This is a genomic window from Thauera sp. (assembly GCF_047601425.1).
Classification (GTDB): Bacteria; Pseudomonadota; Gammaproteobacteria; order Burkholderiales; family Rhodocyclaceae; genus Thauera.
The window spans coordinates 290,234-305,642 of record NZ_JASGJL010000002.1 but is presented as its reverse complement, the minus strand read 5'-3'; the positions used below and the strand labels follow the sequence as shown (position 1 = coordinate 305,642).

Genomic DNA, 15,409 nt, shown 5'->3' with positions numbered 1-15,409 from the left:
AGACCACTCAGGGACGTGCCAGCCGCGCGAACTGGGCAACCGCGGCGGTCCGCGTCTCCACTCCGAGCTTCTCGTAGATGTGCTCGAGATGCTTGTTGACGGTGCGCGGGCTCATGTCGAGGATTTCCGCCACGTCGCGGTTGGTCTTGCCGCGCGCCACCCATTCCAGCACGTCCATTTCACGCGGAGTCAGCGGATTCGGCAGTTGGCCCGGTGACGCACTTTCCACCGGCGCCTCGCTGCCGCGGGCGCTGATCGCGGCATTCATTTCGCGCGCGACACGCAGATGAGCCTGCAGCCGGGCGACCAGTTCATCGGGCACCACGGGCTTCACCAGATAGTCGATGCCGCCGGCCGACAGGCCTTCGACCAGGCGCTCGGTTTCCGCCAGCCCGGTCATGAAGATCACCGGCACGGTGCGCATGCCCGATACCTGCTTGAGCCGGCGGCAAGTCTCGAAACCATCCATGCCCGGCATGCAGGCATCAAGCAGCACCGCGTCGGGAATGACGCGTCCGACCCGCTTCAGCGCGCTGGCGCCGTCGGTTGCCACCAGCACGGTATAGCCGGCATCGTCGAGCGCCTCGGCGATCATGCGCACGGTGTCGGGCGCATCGTCGATCAGCAGCACGACCGCGCGTTCGCGCTGCGTTTCGTCCGTCTCAGTCATCGGCAGCCTCATCCAGCACTCGCAGCAGGGAATCGAAGCGCAGCGCCATCGTCATCTCGCGCAACGCGGCCAGCGGCACCTGCAGCTCGGGATGCAGGACTTCGAGTTCGTCGAGGCGGCGGATCAGGCCCTGCAGATGGCCGAGGTCGGCGAAGTCGCGCAGCTCGGCACGAACGCGCGCGGACAGCCCCGCCAGCCCGGGGTCCGGCATGGCGGCAGGCAAGCGGGCAGCGGCCGGCAACGCATTCCAGCCCTCTTCCCCGCCCTGCTGCAGTGCGTGCGGCACCGGCCCAGGCACCGACATGGCCTGCCCGCCACCCACGCCGGCATCTTCGGCTGGCTGCGCCTCCGCATAGGTCCAGCTCAACCCCAGCCAGGCGCTCAGCCGCGCGAAGAGCTCGGTTTCCAGCACCGGCTTGACGATGAAGTCATCGCAGCCTGCCGCCTCGCGCCGCTGCGGCAGGTTCTCGTAGGCATTGGCCGAAACCATCACGATCGGCATGCCGTGACCGGCATCGCGCAGCCGGCGGCACAGCGTCCAGCCATCGAGCGCCGGCATCGACACGTCGAGGAAAACCAAGTCGGGCTGCAAGCTGCCGAGCAGGCCCGGCACTTCGTCCGGATGCCGGCATTCATGCACCAGGAAGCCGCGCGGCCGCAACATGTCGGCGATCAGCCGGCTCTGGCCGGGCTGGTCATCCACCACCAGCAGGCAGCGGCGGCGGCCGGCATAGCCGCGGATCTCGCGCTCGGGCCGCAGCGCCAGCTTCGGCCGGGCAACGCGCGGCAGGTGAAGCTTGACGCGGAACACGCTGCCGCGCCCCGGCGTGCTGTTCGACCGTGAGCTGGCCGCCGGCGAGTTCGACCAGCAGGCGGGTGATCGTCAGCCCCAGGCCCGTGCCGGGTACGCTGGCCACGCCAGCACCGGTGCCGCGCTCGAAGGGCAGGAAGATGCGCTCCATGTCCTCCTGCGCGATGCCGCAGCCGGTGTCGCAGATCTCGAACACCGCCGTCTCGCTTCGCCAGGCGATCTTCAGTCGCACTTCGCCGCGCTCGGTATAGCGCACCGCGTTGGCCAGCAGGTTGATCAGGATCTGGCGCAGGCGGCCGGTGTCGCCCTGCACCACTTCGGGCATGCCGTCGCTGAACTCGGAGCGGAAATCCAGCCCCTTCCTCACCGCTTCGAGGCGGAACATCTTTTCGATGTGGGCGAGGAATTCGCCGAAGCGGATCTCCTCGCGCCTGAACTGCAGGCGGCCGGCTTCGATGCTGGCGATGTCGAGCAGGCCGTCGATCAGCCCCAGCAGGTGTTCGCCGCTGCGCTGGATGGTGGAGATCGCGTCGCGCCGCCGGCGCGGCAGGTCGGTGTCGCGCAGCATGATCTGGCAGTAGCCGAGGATGGTGTTGAGCGGCGTGCGCAGCTCGTGGCTGATGCCGCGCACGTAGCGGCTCTTGGCCGCGTTGGCGGCCTCGGCGTCTTCCTTGGCCTGCTGCAGCTTGGCGTCGGTGTCGCGGTGGGCCTCGATCTCGCGCAGCAGCAGCTGGTTCTGGCGCTCGGACTCCTCCTGCGCCACCCGCCGGCTTTCATTGACCAGCACCAGCCACCAGATGCCCAGCGCGGCGAGCAGCACCAGCACCGCGAAGATGCGCACGAAGGCGATGCCGAGGTCGGTTTCGCCGGCCTCGGCGGCGATCAGCTCCTGCTGGTAGACCAGCGCCACCACCGCGGCCAGCACCAGGCTGCAGACCGAGAACACCAGCAGGAACTGCCCCACCCGCCGCGCCACCCGCGCCGAGGCCGGCGACGGCATCCAGCCTGCCATCCGCGCCGCCAGGCGCCCGAACAAGCCAGGTGCCGGCTTGCAGCGGTCACGGCAGCGCGCATCCAGCGTGCAGCACAGCGAACAGATCGCCCCGCCGTAGGCCGGGCACTGCGCCATGTCCTCGGACTCGAAGCGGTTCTCGCACACCACGCAGCGCAGTTGCTGCGCCGGCCGCCACTGCGTCTCGCGCGGCCGGGCGAGGTAATAACGGCCGCCGGTGGCCCAGGCGATCAGCGGCGCCAGCACGAAGGCGGTGCCGAGCGAGATGAAGGGCGCGAAAGCCTGCGCCGCGGCGCCCAGATGGCCGCCGAAGGCGACGATGCCGAGCACCGAACCGGCCAGCATCGAACCGACGCCCACCGGATTGATGTCGTACAGGTAGGCGCGCTTGAACTCGATATGGCGCGGCGACAGGCCGAGCGGCTTGTTGACGACGAGATCCGCCACCACCGCGCCGATCCAGGCCACCGCCACGCTGGCATACACGCCGAGCACCTGCTCCAGCGCCTCGAACACCCCCAGCAGCATCAGCATCAAGGCGATCAGCACGTTGAAGATCAGCCATACCACCCGTCCAGGATGGCTGTGGGTCAGGCGCGAGAAGAAGTTCGACCAGGCCAGCGAGCCGGCATAGGCGTTGGTGACGTTGATCTTGACCTGGCAGATGATGACGAAGACGCAGGCCAGCGCCACCGCGGCGCGCGGATCGTCCACGACGTGGCCGAAGCCGGCCAGGTACATCTGCGTCGGCTGCAAGGCCTTGTCCGGCGGCACCATCGCCTGCAGCGCGACGAAGGCGAGGAAGGCGCCGCCCAGCATCTTCAGCGCGCCGGGAATGATCCAGCCCGGCCCGGCGGCGATCACCGACGCCCACCAGCGCAGCGTGTTGCGCCTGCCCGGCGGCGGCAGGAAGCGCAGGAAGTCGACCTGCTCGCCGATCTGCGAGATCAGCGCCACCGCCACGGTGCAGCCGGCCCCGACCGCCAGCCAGTCGAAGCTGTTGCCGTGGCGGCCGCCGAATTCGGTGAAGGCCACGTACAGCTCGGGCTCGCGCACCAGCATGAAGAAGAAGGGCGTCAACAGCAGCACGACGAACACCGGCTGGGTCCACGCCTGCAGGCGGCTGATCCAGGTGATGCCGTGCGTCACCAGCGGAATCACCACCAGCGAACTGAGCAGATAGCCCCACTGCAGCGGCAGGCCGAACCACAGTTCCAGCGCCAACGCCATGATCGCCGCCTCGATGGCGAAGAAGATGAAGGTGAAGGAAGCGTAGATCAGCGAGGTGATGGTCGAGCCGATGTAGCCGAAGCCGGCGCCGCGCGTCAGCAGATCCATGTCCAGCGCCTCGCGCGCGGCGTAGTAGCTGATCGGCAGGCCGGTGAGGAAGATCACCAGCGCCACCAGGCCGATCGCCCACACCGCGTTGGTGAAGCCCCAGTTCAGCGCGATGGTGCCGCCGATCGCCTCCAGGGCGAGGAAGGACACCGCGCCGAGCGCGGTATTGGCGATGCGCGAGAACGACCACTTGCGGAAGCCGAGCGGCGCATAACGCAGGGCGTAGTCCTCCAGCGTCTCGTCCGCGACCCAGGCGTTGTACTCGCGGCGGATGGGGAGAATGCGCTGGGTGGCGGGAGCGGTCACGGCGATAGGCGGCGAGAGAAAAAGGATCGGGACGATCCCGGGGTTCAGCAAAAGGCGTTCCCGTACGGCACACGGCCCCCGGGGACGGCACCGCGGCCCTCCACGGTTCGCAGCGCGCGCCGGTTCGCACCGTGTCGGCGCATCCTGCCGGTGCCCACGCACCAGCATGGGGGACGGACGCTCGCGCGCGGCGCCTGTGCGCTGCACAAAACCATAGCGCCGCCGCCTGCGCATCCCCATACGTCGTTTGACGTATTCGCCGCATCGCGCCCGATGGGTAGTTTGTGCACCGCAGCGAGACGCTGATCCGTCCCGCCTCCCGCACCGCCGCCCACCCATCAAGGAGCGATCCATGTCCGACCAGCACCTGCCCTCCTCCCAGCGCCGCAAGTTCATGCTCGGCGCCGCAGCCCTCCCGCTCGCCCTGGCGATGTCCCGCATCGGCCATGCCGCCGCGCTGCCCACCGCCCAGGTCAACACCACCGGCCTGGCCGTCACCGACACCGAGGTCGTGGTCGGCCAGCTGCACTCGGCCACCGGCACCATGGCGATCTCCGAGACCGGCTCGATCCAGGCCGAACAGCTCGCCATCGACCAGATCAACGCGATGGGCGGCATCCTCGGCCGCAAGATCCGCGTCATCAAGGAAGACGGCGCCTCCGACTGGCCGACCTTCGCCGAGAAGTCGCGCAAGCTGCTGGTCAACGACAAGGTCGCCACCGTGTTCGGCTGCTGGACCTCGGCCTCGCGCAAGGCGGTGCTGCCGATCTTCGAGAAGGAAAACGGCCTGCTCTACTACCCGACCTTCTACGAAGGCCTGGAGCAGTCGAAGAACGTCATCTACACCGGCCAGGAAGCGACCCAGCAGATCCTCTACGGCCTCGACTGGGCCAAGCAGCAGAAGAGCGCCAAGACCTTCTTCCTGATCGGCTCCGACTACATCTGGCCGCGCACCTCGATGAAGATCGCGCGCAAGCACGTCGAGGCCTTCCAGGGCGGCAAGATCGTCGGCGAGGAGTACTACCCGCTCGGCCACACCAACTTCAACTCGCTGATCAACAAGATCAAGATCGCCAAGCCGGACTGCATCTTCGCCGCGGTGGTGGGCGGCTCGAACGTGGCCTTCTACAAGCAGTTGAAGGCGGCCGGCATCACCGGCGCGAAGCAGTTCCTGCTGACGCTGTCGGTGACCGAGGACGAGATGCTGGGCGTCGGCGGCGAAAACTTCGCCGGCTTCTATTCCTCGATGAAGTACTTCCAGTCGCTCGACAACGCCAACAACAAGGCCTTCGTCGAAGCCTTCAAGAAGGCCTACGGGCCGAAGGCGGTGATCGGCGACGTCACCCAGGCCGCCTATCTCGGCCCCTGGCTGTGGAAGGCGGCGGTCGAGAAGGCAGGCAGCTTCGACGTTGACAAGGTCGTCGCCGCCTCGCCGGGCATCGAGCTGCCGACCGCGCCCGAAGGCTACGTGAAGATCCACGAGAACCATCACCTGTACAGCAAGGCCCGCATCGCCGAAGGCCAGCCCGACGGCAGCTTCAAGGTGGTGGCGGAATCGCCCGAGCTGATGGTGCCGGACCCCTTCCCCAAGGGCTACCAGTAAGCCCCGCCGGCCGCCGCGCCGCTCACGGCGCGGCGGCGCTGCCCCGTCCGACTTTCCCCGGAGAAGCGCCATGTCCTTCGACGAAATCTACAACATCACCCTGATGCAGGGTTTTGCCGGCCTGAGCCTGTTCGCGGTGCTGCTGCTGATGGGTCTGGGCCTGGCGATCATCTTCGGCCAGATGGGCGTCATCAACATGGCGCACGGCGAGTTCATGACCATCGGCGCCTACACCATCTTCCTGCTGTCGACGCTGACCGAAAGCTACGCGCCGGGACTGATGCAGGCCTATTTCCCCTTCGCCATCGTCTGCGCCTTCATCGTCGCCTTCATCTTCGGCTGGCTGGCGGAATGGGCGCTGATCCGGTACCTGTACAAGCGCCCGCTCGACACCCTGCTCGCCACCTGGGGCCTGTCGCTGGCGATGCAGCAGGCCTTCCGCACCCTGATCGGGCCGAAGGAAGTCAGCCCCACGCTGCCCGACTGGCTGATGGGCTCGTGGGAAGTCACCGAAGGCCTCGACATCCCGATCAACGGCATGTTCGTGCTCGGCCTCACCGTGCTCGTCACCGGCGGCGTGCTGCTGGCGCTGTACAAGTCGCGCTGGGGCCTGCGCGTGCGCGCCACCGTCGCCAACCGCGCCATGGCCAACGCCATCGGCATCAACACCACGCGCACCGACCGCGTCACCTTCGCCATCGGCTGCGGCATCGCTGGCGTCGCCGGCGCGGCCTTCACCACCATCGGCTCGACCGGCCCGACCAGCGGCTCGCTGTACATCGTCGACGCCTTCCTGGTGGTGACCTTCGGCGGCGCCGCCAGCCTGTGGGGCACCGTGGTATCAGCCTTCGGCATCGCCCAGACCCAGTCGATCTCGGAATTCTTCCTGTCCGGCTCGATGGCCAAGCTGCTGACCCTGCTGCTGATCGTGACCATCCTGATGCTGCGCCCGCAAGGCCTGTTCGCATCCAAGGTGCGCCGCTGATCCGGCGCCCCGACACACGAGAACCCACGGAGAGCCAATCATGGATGCACTCAAAACCTGGCTGGATCGCAGCGGCCTCGCCAGCATCGCGATCCTCGCCGTCCTGCTGCTGGTGGTGTTCCCGCTGGCGATGGACAGCTTCCGCCTGAACCTGGTCGGCAAGTACCTGACCTACGGCTTCGTCGCCATCGGCCTGGTGATGCTGTGGGGCTACGGCGGCGTGCTGAGCCTGGGCCAGGGCGTGTTCTTCGGCCTCGGCGGCTACGCGATGGCGATGTTCCTGAAGCTGGAAGCGTCCGACCCGCAAAGCACCGCCATCCAATCGACGCCGGGCATCCCCGACTTCATGGACTGGAACCAGCTCACCGCGCTGCCGCTGTGGTGGGAACCGTTCAACTCCTTCGGCTTCACGCTGTTCGCAGTGGTGGCGGTGCCGGTGCTGCTGGCCTTCGTCATCAGCTACGCGATGTTCAAGCGCCGCGTCGGCGGGGTGTATTTCGCCATCATCACCCAAGCGGTGGCGCTGATCCTGACCGTGCTGATCATCGGCCAGCAGGGCTACACCGGCGGCGTCAACGGCATGACCGACCTCAAGACCCTGCTCGGCTGGGACATCCGCAGCGATGAAGCCAAGACCGTGCTGTACTTCGTCAGCTCCGCGCTGCTGCTCGCCGCCGTGCTGCTGTGCCGCTGGATCCAGCTCAGCAAGCTCGGCACGCTGCTGCTGGCGATGCGCGACAAGGAAGACCGCGTGCGCTTCTCGGGCTACGACGTGTCGATGTTCAAGGTCTTCGCCTTCTGCCTGGCGGCGGCGCTGTCGGCGATCGGCGGCGCGCTGTTCACGCTGCAGGTCGGCTTCATGTCGCCGACGCTGATCGGCATCGTGCCCTCGATCGAGATGGTGATCTTCGCCGCGGTGGGCGGGCGCATGAGCCTGGTCGGCGCGGTGTATGGCGCGCTGCTGGTCAATTTCGGCAAGACCTACTTCTCCGAGACCTTCCCCGACCTGTGGCTGTTCCTGATGGCCGCGCTGTTCATCGGCGTCGTCATGGCCTTTCCCAACGGCCTGGCCGGCCTGTACGAGAGCCACCTCAAGCCCTGGCTGGCACGGCGCAAGGGCGGTGCCGCCGAGGCCGGCGGACCGCCGGCCGGCGCGCCGGGCGAAGCCGGCCAGCAGGCTGCCGCCCCGATCGCATCGCCCGGCCCCTCGGCTTCCCCCGCGGCCTCACATTCCACGCCCGCGGTCGCCGCCGACCCCGGCCTGGGCATCGGCACCAAGGTCAGCAGCCAGTCGGCCTGACGGCACAGGGAGACAGACATCATGAGCAACACCGACTTCGTCCTCGCGGTGGAAGACCTGACGGTCTCCTTCGACGGCTTCAAGGCCATCGACAGCCTCAACCTCTACGTCGATCGCGGCGAGCTGCGCGTGGTCATCGGCCCCAACGGCGCCGGCAAGACCACACTGCTCGATCTCATCTGCGGCAAGACCAAGGCCTCGGCCGGCAGCATCAAGTTCAAGAACCAGGAGATGACCCGGCTGCCCGAGCACATGATCGTGCGCGCCGGCATCGGGCGGAAGTTCCAGACCCCGTCGATCTACGAAAACCTCAGCGTGTTCAAGAACCTGGAAGTGTCCTACCCGCGCGGCCGCGGCGTGTTCGGCGCGCTCGGCTTCAAGTGCGACGAGGAAGTGAAGGCCAAGGTCGACGAGATCGCCGACATGATCGGCCTCGCCGACCGTCTCGACCTCGAAGCCGGCCTGCTGTCGCACGGCCAGAAGCAGTGGCTGGAGATCGGCATGCTGCTGATGCAAGACCCCGAGCTGCTGATGCTCGACGAACCGATCGCTGGCATGAGCGCGCGCGAGCGCGAACTGACCGCCGAGCTGCTGAACCGCATCTGCCGGAACCGCTCGGTGATCGTCATCGAGCACGACATGGAATTCGTCGCCCGCATCGCCCACAAGGTCACGGTCATGCACCAGGGCAGGATCCTCGCCGAAGGGCCGATGGACAAGGTGCAGGCCGATCCCAAGGTCATCGACGTTTACCTGGGCCATTGATTGCGGCCACGCCCCCACTGGAGAACACCATGCTCAAGGTATCCAACCTCGTCGTCAACTACGGCCAGAGCGAGGCCCTGCACGGCATCTCGTTCGCCGCGCAGCGCAATGAAGCCGTCGCCATCATGGGCCGCAACGGCATGGGCAAGACCACCTTGTTCAAGTCGCTGATGGGCGTGCTGCCGCTCAGATCCGGCAGCGTCGAGGTTGACGGCGTCGAAGTCGGCAAGGACGAAAGCTACCGCCGCGTCGCCAAGGGCATCGCCTACGTGCCGCAGGGCCGGATGATCTTCCCCACCCTCACGGTGCAGGAAAACATCGAGACCGGGCTGGAAAACGCCAAGGTCAAGAAAGTGCCGGAGGAAATCTACGCCCTGTTCCCGGTGCTGTGGGACATGCGCCGGCGCAAGGGCGGCAACCTGTCGGGCGGCCAGCAGCAGCAACTGGCGATCGCCCGCGCGCTCGTCACCGAGCCCAAGGTGCTGCTGCTCGACGAGCCCACCGAGGGCATCCAGCCCTCGATCATCAAGGACATCGCGAAGGCTCTGAACGAGATCCGCAAGATCCGCCAGATCACCATCGTCGTGTCCGAGCAGGTTCTTTCCTTCGCGATGGACGTGGCCGACCGCCTGTTCGTCATCGAAGGCGGACGCCTCGTCCATGAAAGCGCGCGCGCCGACACCGACGAAGCCCACATCAAGCAGTTCCTCTCCGTGTAACCCATCCAAGAAAGAGGTGTGCCATGCCTGAAACCCTGATCAAGGTCGATCTGAAGCAGTCCCCCTACGAAAACGAGATGGTGCACAACCGCTGGCACCCGGACATCCCGATGGCGTGCTGGGTCAAGCCGGGCGACGACTTCGTGCTCGAAACCTACGACTGGACCGGCGGCGCGATCAAGAACGACGACGATGCGTCCGACGTGCGCGACGTTGACCTGTTGACGGTGCATTTCCTGTCCGGCCCGGTCGGCGTCGAAGGCGCCGAGCCCGGCGATCTGCTGGTGGTCGACCTGCTCGACATCGGCGCCAAGGACGAGAGCCTGTGGGGCTTCAACGGCTTCTTCTCCAAGACCAACGGTGGCGGCTTCCTGACCGAGCACTTCCCCCATGCGCAGAAGTCGATCTGGGATTTCGAAGGCATGTTCACCAAGAGCCGCCACATCCCCGGCGTGCGCTTCGCCGGCCTGATCCACCCCGGCCTGATCGGCTGCCTGCCCGACCAGAAGATGCTCGGCACCTGGAACGAGCGCGAAGTGGATTTCATCGCCACCCAGCCCGACCGCGTGCCGCCGCTGGCCAACCCGCCCGCGCCCAAAACCGCGCACATGGGCAAGCTCAAGGGCGAGGCGCGCGACAAGGCTGCCGCCGAAGGCGCCCGCACCGTGCCGCCGCGCGAACATGGCGGCAACTGCGACATCAAGGACCTGTCGCGCGGCGCACGGGTGTTCTTCCCGGTCTACGTCAAGGGCGCCGGCCTGTCGGTGGGCGACCTGCACTTCTCCCAGGGCGACGGCGAAATCACCTTCTGCGGCGCCATCGAGATGGCCGGCTGGGTGCACATGCGCGTCAGCCTGATCAAGGACGGCATGGCCAAGTACGGCATCAAGAACCCGATCTTCAAGCCCAGCCCGATCACTCCGAACTACAAGGACTACGTGATCTTCGAAGGCATCTCGGTCGATGAGCAGGGCAAGCAGCACTACCTCGACGTGCATGTGGCCTACCGCCAGGCCTGCCTCAACGCCATCGAGTACCTGAAGAAGTTCGGCTACTCCGGCGCCCAGGCCTACTCCATCCTCGGCACCGCGCCGGTCCAGGGCCACATCAGCGGCGTGGTCGACATCCCCAACGCCTGCGCCACGCTGTGGCTGCCGACCGAGATCTTCGAGTTCGACATCAACCCGAGTGCCGCCGGCCCGACCAGATTCATCGACGGCGCCGTCGACATGCCGATCGCCTACGACAAGACCTGACCGCCACACGCCAGACGGACCGCCGCCCCAATGCGGCGGCCCGCTTAGGGAGCACACCATGCCGACCTACGAATACTTCTGCGAAGACTGCGGCGACTTCTCCGCGCTGCGCCCGATGAGCGCGCGCAACGAAGCCTGCCCCTGCCCCCGCTGCGGCACCGCCGCCTACCGCGTGATGCTGAGCGCCCCCACGCTGGCCACCCTGGACAGCGCCAGCCGCAGCGCCCACGCCACCAACGAACGCGCCGCCCACGCACCGATGACCAGCGCCGAATACGCCACCCGCCACAAGCACGGGCCGGGCTGCGGCTGCTGCGGCGGCAAGCCCTCGAAAGCCACGCTGCGTGCGCCCGACGGCTCGAAAGCCTTCCCGGCCAAGCGGCCGTGGATGATCAGCCACTGAGGAAACGACAGCAGGGGCCATCGCCGTCTTCCGACCAGCCTGCACAGCCATCACGGCACGCTCCCCTGACGCTCAACGCTTCCGGCGCGGCGCGAGCAATTCGGATCGACCGATCTCCGTTCGAGCACTCTCAGGTGGCTCCGGAGCGGAGAAACCCGCTTCGGCAATGGCCGCATCCAGTCCTCTGAACGCCACCGATTTCTTCGGGTCGAGCAGGGACGACATGCCTTCGTTCCACGCATGCACCATCTGCTTGGCGACGGCATGCCAGCGCGGCTCGTTCCTTGCCGCCTCGATCACTTCGTTGCCCACCTCCACGGCCGACTCGCACAGGCGCTCGACCATTTCGGCATAGCGCCGCGGCGGCACTCCCAAACGTGTATTGAAGAAGCGCTCCAGCGTCTTGCCCGCAGCCCAGGTCTGGCGGCCATCGACCGGCAAGCCCGGAGGATTGTTCGCGTAGCGCGGATACGCCTGAGTGGTCACGACATCGTAGACCGGGGAATAGCCCACGTCGGCCAGGCTGGTGTAATGGAGCGCGATGTTCTTCGCATGGCAGTCGGCATTGCGCACCACATAGTTGAGCAGCAGATGCCAGCCGAACTGCTCCAGTTTTCCGCTGACCTAGACGTCGAGTTTCATCACGCATCATCCTGGCGCTGCTCGGCCAGGATGTCCTCGACCGTGCGCACGTGACCGGCCTTGACCAGCTTCAGGTCATAACCCGCCGCTTCGAGCAGGCGTACCAGTACCGACACGCTCATGTCCCCCTTGGACAGGTTCTCCATCCGCGCCACAGTCGTGCGCGCAACGCCTGCCCGCTGGGCCAGTTCATGCTGGCTCAGCAGCGCTTCGCGGCGAGCGCTCCTGAGCATCTGGGCAACATCGGAAAGTGTAGTCATTGTAGCCCTCGGGCATCTTTTTCCATGTTTTCATCAAAAATGTAGCCCAAGGGATACAGAACAGCAAGAGAGATCAGGGTGCTTGATGCTGATCGCGCACGCTGGCAAACATGAGGAAACCAGAGACAACCGGGCACGCAGTCCGGCAGCCCAAGCGCGTCAACGCTGCAGATCCTGCACCACGCTCTTCACCACGGCGCGGAAGAATGCCGCGCGCGGAAAGTCGGCAGGCGAGGCGATGGTGCGAACCAGCAGGCTGGGATGTCCCGACAGCGGCAGCACATAAGTCCAATGGTCGGACTTCACTTCGGCCAGCAGCGTCGAGCCCGGCAGCAGGCTCCAGCCGGCGATCACCTGCCCGTCGTTCATCGGGTCCAGCGTGGCGAGCAAGTCGTGGAAGTGGCGCAGGCCCGGCGAAACCGCGTCGCGCTCCGCATGAGCGACCACCGAATAAAGCGCGATGCGCTCCGGCAGGCGCCGGGCGACGAGCCAGGGCAGGCGCTCCCGTACCGTGAGGCTCGCCACCTCGCCGCCGGCCGACTGCGAGCATCCCAGCGGCGCAAACAGTGGCGCCAGGCTGTCGTGCAGGCGCTGGTAGCGATCCGCGATCGGCGTTCCCAGCAGCACACCCGAGATCGACACCAGGGCCTTCAGCTCCGACGGCAAGCGACCTTCGCGCCGCAGGACATCCAGCGCCAGCAGCGCATCCGGCAGCCCCTTGGAATAGGCCACCAGCACGATCGCCTCGACGCCAGCACGTTGGGCTTCCGCCTGCACTTCGTCGGCAAGCAGCACGGCATTGCTCGCCGACGAAGCACGTCCGCTCAACTGGATTGCACGCACCGAACCCAGCGATGCCCGGTAATGCGCGTAGCCTTCGGTGTAATTCGCCGGCCGTTCACGCGCGATACCATCGCTGAAAGGCAGCGACTGCTCGTCCACGCAATCGCCGAAGATGCCGGGAATGACCAGCACGCTCATCCCGCGGGGCACCACCTCCACAGGTAATGCCTTACCCGCCGTCTCATCGACATGATGAAGCCAGTTCGACGGATTCGCGGGGTAGCCATCCGCCTCGAGCTCGCGGGAGAAGCGCGCAGCAAATGCTTCACGGCCGTCCTCGATACCCGCGGCCTGAAAGGGCAGCGTCGCCAACAACGGATTTCCGGGGACACGCTGTACGGACAGTGAACTACAGGCGGCGCACAGCACGGCTGCCAGCATCATGGCGGTACGCATCAACCAAGGGCGCGCCATTACTCCTCCCACACCGTCCCGCCGCAACCCTGGGCGAAAGCTATCGGACACAGCCCGGTGCAGCGTAAGTCGAACTGACCAGGCACTTCAACCTTAGATGGTTTTATTCAGGAAAAGGGTCAAACGCCAACAATGCCCACACCTGCGGCCACCGCAGCCGTCAACAAAGCCTCGTCCTTGCTGGCAACGGGCATACGCAACCTCAGCGCGAGTTCCAAATAAGCCGCATCGTAGCTGCTCAAGTTGTATTCCAGCGCCAAAGCCAGCAGCCGAGCCGAACCAGGGGCGGCAGTATCGACCAGTATCGGCAGACGTTCGATCTGTTCGGCAATTTGCCCAGCCTGGATCGGAGAGAGGCGTTGCCGCTTGCAGGCCGTGCGCAATACGTTGGCAAACTCGAGCTGCCACAAGGCAGGCACAACGGCTTGCTCGCGCTCCAGCCGCAGGGCCACCGTGTCGGTATAGGGTGTGGCCTGGTCAACCAGAAACCAACCGACCACCACGGAATTGTCGAGCACGAAAGACATCAGTCACGGCCATCCTCGATGGCCTGCCGCACATCCATGCCAAGGCTTGCACCCTGCCCTATTTCCCGCAGCCGAGCCATCGCCCTGGCAACTTGCTCTCGCTGTCCATGCACCAGATTGTTTTTCTCACGCAGCAGCGCGCTTTCAAGCATTGCACTGATGGCAGAAGCCGAAAGCAGCCCCTGACGACGCGCCTGTTCGGCAATGTCATCCGGAAGTTCGATGGTGATGGTGGTCATGGCGTGTGCCTCCCGGTGGGCGTCAGGTCTGATCAATATAACGCGATGAGTGCGCAGTATGGCAAACATGTCGATTTCGTCCAGAGAGCCAGTACGAAACACTCACAAGCCGCTGACGATCCAATTGGCTCCCTGAACCGGACGGGGTCACGGGAGGAAAGACCGCCCCCATACGTCAAACGACGTATTTGTGCAGCGCACAAGCCTCCCGACAATGTCTCCAGGCCTTTCGCCCCCACTTTCCACCGGAGACCCCGCCGATGAGACACGGAGACATTTCCAGCAGCGCCGATTGCGTGGGCGTTGCCGTCGTCAATTACAGGATGCCCCGCCTGCATACCCGGGCGGAGGTGCTGGACAATGCCCGCAGGATCGCCGACATGGTGGTCGGCATGAAGCAGGGCCTGCCCGGCATGGACCTGGTGATCTTCCCCGAGTACTCCACCCACGGGATCATGTACGACCCCAGGGAGATGTACGACACCGCCGCCACCGTGCCCGGCGACGAAACCGAAATCTTCGCCGCCGCCTGCCGCAAGGCCAGGGTGTGGGGCGTGTTCTCGCTGACCGGCGAGCAGCATGAGGAGCATCCCAACAAGGCGCCCTACAACACGCTGATCCTGATGAACGACCAGGGCGAGATCGTGCAGAAGTACCGCAAGATCATGCCCTGGGTGCCGATCGAGGGCTGGTATCCGGGCGACTGCACCTACGTGTCCGACGGCCCGAAGGGCATGAAGATCAGCCTCATCATCTGCGACGACGGCAACTACCCCGAGATCTGGCGCGACTGCGCGATGAAGGGCGCCGAGCTGGTCATCCGCTGCCAGGGCTACATGTACCCGGCCAAGGACCAGCAGGTGATGGTGTCGAAGGCGATGGCGTGGATGAACAACTGCTACGTCGCGGTCGCCAATGCCACCGGCTTCGACGGCGTGTATTCCTATTTCGGCCATTCCACCATCATCGGCTTCGACGGCCGCACGCTGGGCGAATGCGGCGAAGAGGACATGGGCATCCAGTACGCCGAACTGTCCACCAGCCTGATCCGCGATTTCCGCAAGAACGCGCAGTCGCAGAACCACCTGTTCAAGCTGCTGCACCGCGGCTACACCGGCAAGATCAACTCCGGCGAGGATGCGGCCGGCGTCGCCGCCTGCCCCTACAGCTTCTACGGCGAATGGATCAACGATCCGGAAGGCACGCGCAAGAAGGTCGAAGCCCTCACCCGCTCGACGGTGGGCACCGCGGAATGCCCGATCGACGGCATTCCCAACCAGGAAAGCCAGCACCGCTGAACGCCCCGCCTGCCGAGC

General features: G+C 66.0%; 16 protein-coding genes. 8 read left to right on the top strand and 8 right to left on the bottom strand.

Translation table 11 applies throughout. From position 1 onward, the window contains the following. Positions 1 to 7 precede the first annotated feature (7 nt). Genes QM748_RS17925 through QM748_RS17915 form a run of 3 tightly spaced genes read right to left on the bottom strand, consistent with a single transcriptional unit; the run spans position 8 to position 4,137 of the window. Positions 8 to 670: a response regulator transcription factor gene (locus QM748_RS17925; protein ID WP_415248347.1), complete on the bottom strand. Its 663-nt coding sequence runs from the start codon at positions 668 to 670 to the stop codon at positions 8 to 10. After that, entirely contained in the window at positions 663 to 1,481 is an 819-nt protein-coding gene (locus QM748_RS17920; RefSeq protein WP_415248346.1) for a response regulator transcription factor, read from the bottom strand. The genes QM748_RS17925 and QM748_RS17920 overlap by 8 nt, the downstream gene beginning before the upstream one ends. Beyond that, positions 1,366 to 4,137 (bottom strand): ATP-binding protein, encoded by a 2,772-nt coding sequence (locus QM748_RS17915; protein ID WP_415248345.1) that lies wholly within the window; start codon positions 4,135 to 4,137, stop codon positions 1,366 to 1,368. Before QM748_RS17915 ends, QM748_RS17920 begins: the two co-directional genes overlap by 116 nt. A 352-nt stretch (positions 4,138 to 4,489) precedes the next feature. On the opposite strand from QM748_RS17915, the gene urtA reads away from it, so the two are divergent. From urtA to QM748_RS17880, 7 genes are all read left to right on the top strand, one after another. Then, positions 4,490 to 5,740 carry an urea ABC transporter substrate-binding protein gene (gene urtA / locus QM748_RS17910; protein ID WP_415248344.1) on the top strand — a complete coding sequence of 417 codons (1,251 nt, stop codon included), beginning with the start codon at positions 4,490 to 4,492 and terminating at the stop codon, positions 5,738 to 5,740. 70 nt (positions 5,741 to 5,810) lie between these two features. Further along, positions 5,811 to 6,725 carry an urea ABC transporter permease subunit UrtB gene (gene urtB, locus QM748_RS17905; protein ID WP_415248343.1) on the top strand — a complete coding sequence of 305 codons (915 nt, stop codon included), beginning with the start codon at positions 5,811 to 5,813 and terminating at the stop codon, positions 6,723 to 6,725. Between the two features lie 40 nt (positions 6,726 to 6,765). Further along, on the top strand, positions 6,766 to 8,025 hold the full coding sequence (gene urtC / locus QM748_RS17900; RefSeq protein WP_415248342.1) for an urea ABC transporter permease subunit UrtC: 1,260 nt from the start codon (positions 6,766 to 6,768) through the stop codon (positions 8,023 to 8,025). Between the two features lie 21 nt (positions 8,026 to 8,046). Beyond that, on the top strand, positions 8,047 to 8,790 hold the full coding sequence (urtD, locus tag QM748_RS17895) for an urea ABC transporter ATP-binding protein UrtD (protein ID WP_415248341.1): 744 nt from the start codon (positions 8,047 to 8,049) through the stop codon (positions 8,788 to 8,790). Positions 8,791 to 8,819: 29 nt separating this feature from the next. After that, positions 8,820 to 9,509 (top strand): urea ABC transporter ATP-binding subunit UrtE, encoded by a 690-nt coding sequence (urtE, locus tag QM748_RS17890; RefSeq protein ID WP_415248340.1) that lies wholly within the window; start codon positions 8,820 to 8,822, stop codon positions 9,507 to 9,509. Between the two features lie 23 nt (positions 9,510 to 9,532). Then, the gene (fmdA, locus tag QM748_RS17885) at positions 9,533 to 10,765 is read left to right on the top strand and encodes a formamidase (protein ID WP_415248339.1); all 1,233 of its coding nucleotides are present in this window, start codon (positions 9,533 to 9,535) and stop codon (positions 10,763 to 10,765) included. A gap of 58 nt (positions 10,766 to 10,823) precedes the next feature. Beyond that, a complete protein-coding gene (locus QM748_RS17880) occupies positions 10,824 to 11,168 on the top strand; it encodes an FmdB family zinc ribbon protein (protein WP_415248338.1) in 345 nt (114 codons plus the stop codon). Positions 11,169 to 11,240: 72 nt separating this feature from the next. On the opposite strand, the gene QM748_RS17875 is transcribed toward QM748_RS17880, so the two are convergent. From QM748_RS17875 to QM748_RS17855, 5 genes are all read right to left on the bottom strand, one after another. Continuing rightward, complete coding sequence (locus tag QM748_RS17875; RefSeq protein WP_415248690.1) at positions 11,241 to 11,780, bottom strand: HipA domain-containing protein; 540 nt, start codon at positions 11,778 to 11,780, stop codon at positions 11,241 to 11,243. Positions 11,781 to 11,809: 29 nt separating this feature from the next. Further along, positions 11,810 to 12,070 (bottom strand): helix-turn-helix domain-containing protein, encoded by a 261-nt coding sequence (locus QM748_RS17870; RefSeq protein ID WP_263460547.1) that lies wholly within the window; start codon positions 12,068 to 12,070, stop codon positions 11,810 to 11,812. Between the two features lie 159 nt (positions 12,071 to 12,229). Further along, a complete protein-coding gene (locus tag QM748_RS17865; protein WP_415248337.1) occupies positions 12,230 to 13,225 on the bottom strand; it encodes a hypothetical protein in 996 nt (331 codons plus the stop codon). Between the two features lie 221 nt (positions 13,226 to 13,446). Then, positions 13,447 to 13,854: a type II toxin-antitoxin system VapC family toxin gene (locus QM748_RS17860; protein ID WP_415248336.1), complete on the bottom strand. Its 408-nt coding sequence runs from the start codon at positions 13,852 to 13,854 to the stop codon at positions 13,447 to 13,449. Next, positions 13,854 to 14,093 (bottom strand): hypothetical protein, encoded by a 240-nt coding sequence (locus QM748_RS17855; RefSeq protein ID WP_415248335.1) that lies wholly within the window; start codon positions 14,091 to 14,093, stop codon positions 13,854 to 13,856. Before QM748_RS17855 ends, QM748_RS17860 begins: the two co-directional genes overlap by 1 nt. A 260-nt stretch (positions 14,094 to 14,353) precedes the next feature. On the opposite strand from QM748_RS17855, the gene QM748_RS17850 reads away from it, so the two are divergent. Beyond that, positions 14,354 to 15,391 carry an aliphatic amidase gene (locus tag QM748_RS17850; protein ID WP_415248334.1) on the top strand — a complete coding sequence of 346 codons (1,038 nt, stop codon included), beginning with the start codon at positions 14,354 to 14,356 and terminating at the stop codon, positions 15,389 to 15,391. The last annotated feature ends 18 nt before the right edge of the window (positions 15,392 to 15,409 follow it).

Excerpts from the sequence above, each read along its gene's own strand:
- QM748_RS17925 (WP_415248347.1), bottom strand. The coding sequence starts at position 670 with ATGACTGAGACGGACGAAACGCAGCGCGAACGCGCGGTCGTGCTGCTG.
- urtA (WP_415248344.1), top strand. The coding sequence starts at position 4,490 with ATGTCCGACCAGCACCTGCCCTCCTCCCAGCGCCGCAAGTTCATGCTC.
- urtB (WP_415248343.1), top strand. The coding sequence starts at position 5,811 with ATGTCCTTCGACGAAATCTACAACATCACCCTGATGCAGGGTTTTGCC.
- urtC (WP_415248342.1), top strand. The coding sequence starts at position 6,766 with ATGGATGCACTCAAAACCTGGCTGGATCGCAGCGGCCTCGCCAGCATC.
- urtD (WP_415248341.1), top strand. The coding sequence starts at position 8,047 with ATGAGCAACACCGACTTCGTCCTCGCGGTGGAAGACCTGACGGTCTCC.
- urtE (WP_415248340.1), top strand. The coding sequence starts at position 8,820 with ATGCTCAAGGTATCCAACCTCGTCGTCAACTACGGCCAGAGCGAGGCC.
- fmdA (WP_415248339.1), top strand. The coding sequence starts at position 9,533 with ATGCCTGAAACCCTGATCAAGGTCGATCTGAAGCAGTCCCCCTACGAA.
- QM748_RS17880 (WP_415248338.1), top strand. The coding sequence starts at position 10,824 with ATGCCGACCTACGAATACTTCTGCGAAGACTGCGGCGACTTCTCCGCG.
- QM748_RS17870 (WP_263460547.1), bottom strand. The coding sequence starts at position 12,070 with ATGACTACACTTTCCGATGTTGCCCAGATGCTCAGGAGCGCTCGCCGC.
- QM748_RS17860 (WP_415248336.1), bottom strand. The coding sequence starts at position 13,854 with ATGTCTTTCGTGCTCGACAATTCCGTGGTGGTCGGTTGGTTTCTGGTT.
- QM748_RS17855 (WP_415248335.1), bottom strand. The coding sequence starts at position 14,093 with ATGACCACCATCACCATCGAACTTCCGGATGACATTGCCGAACAGGCG.
- QM748_RS17850 (WP_415248334.1), top strand. The coding sequence starts at position 14,354 with ATGAGACACGGAGACATTTCCAGCAGCGCCGATTGCGTGGGCGTTGCC.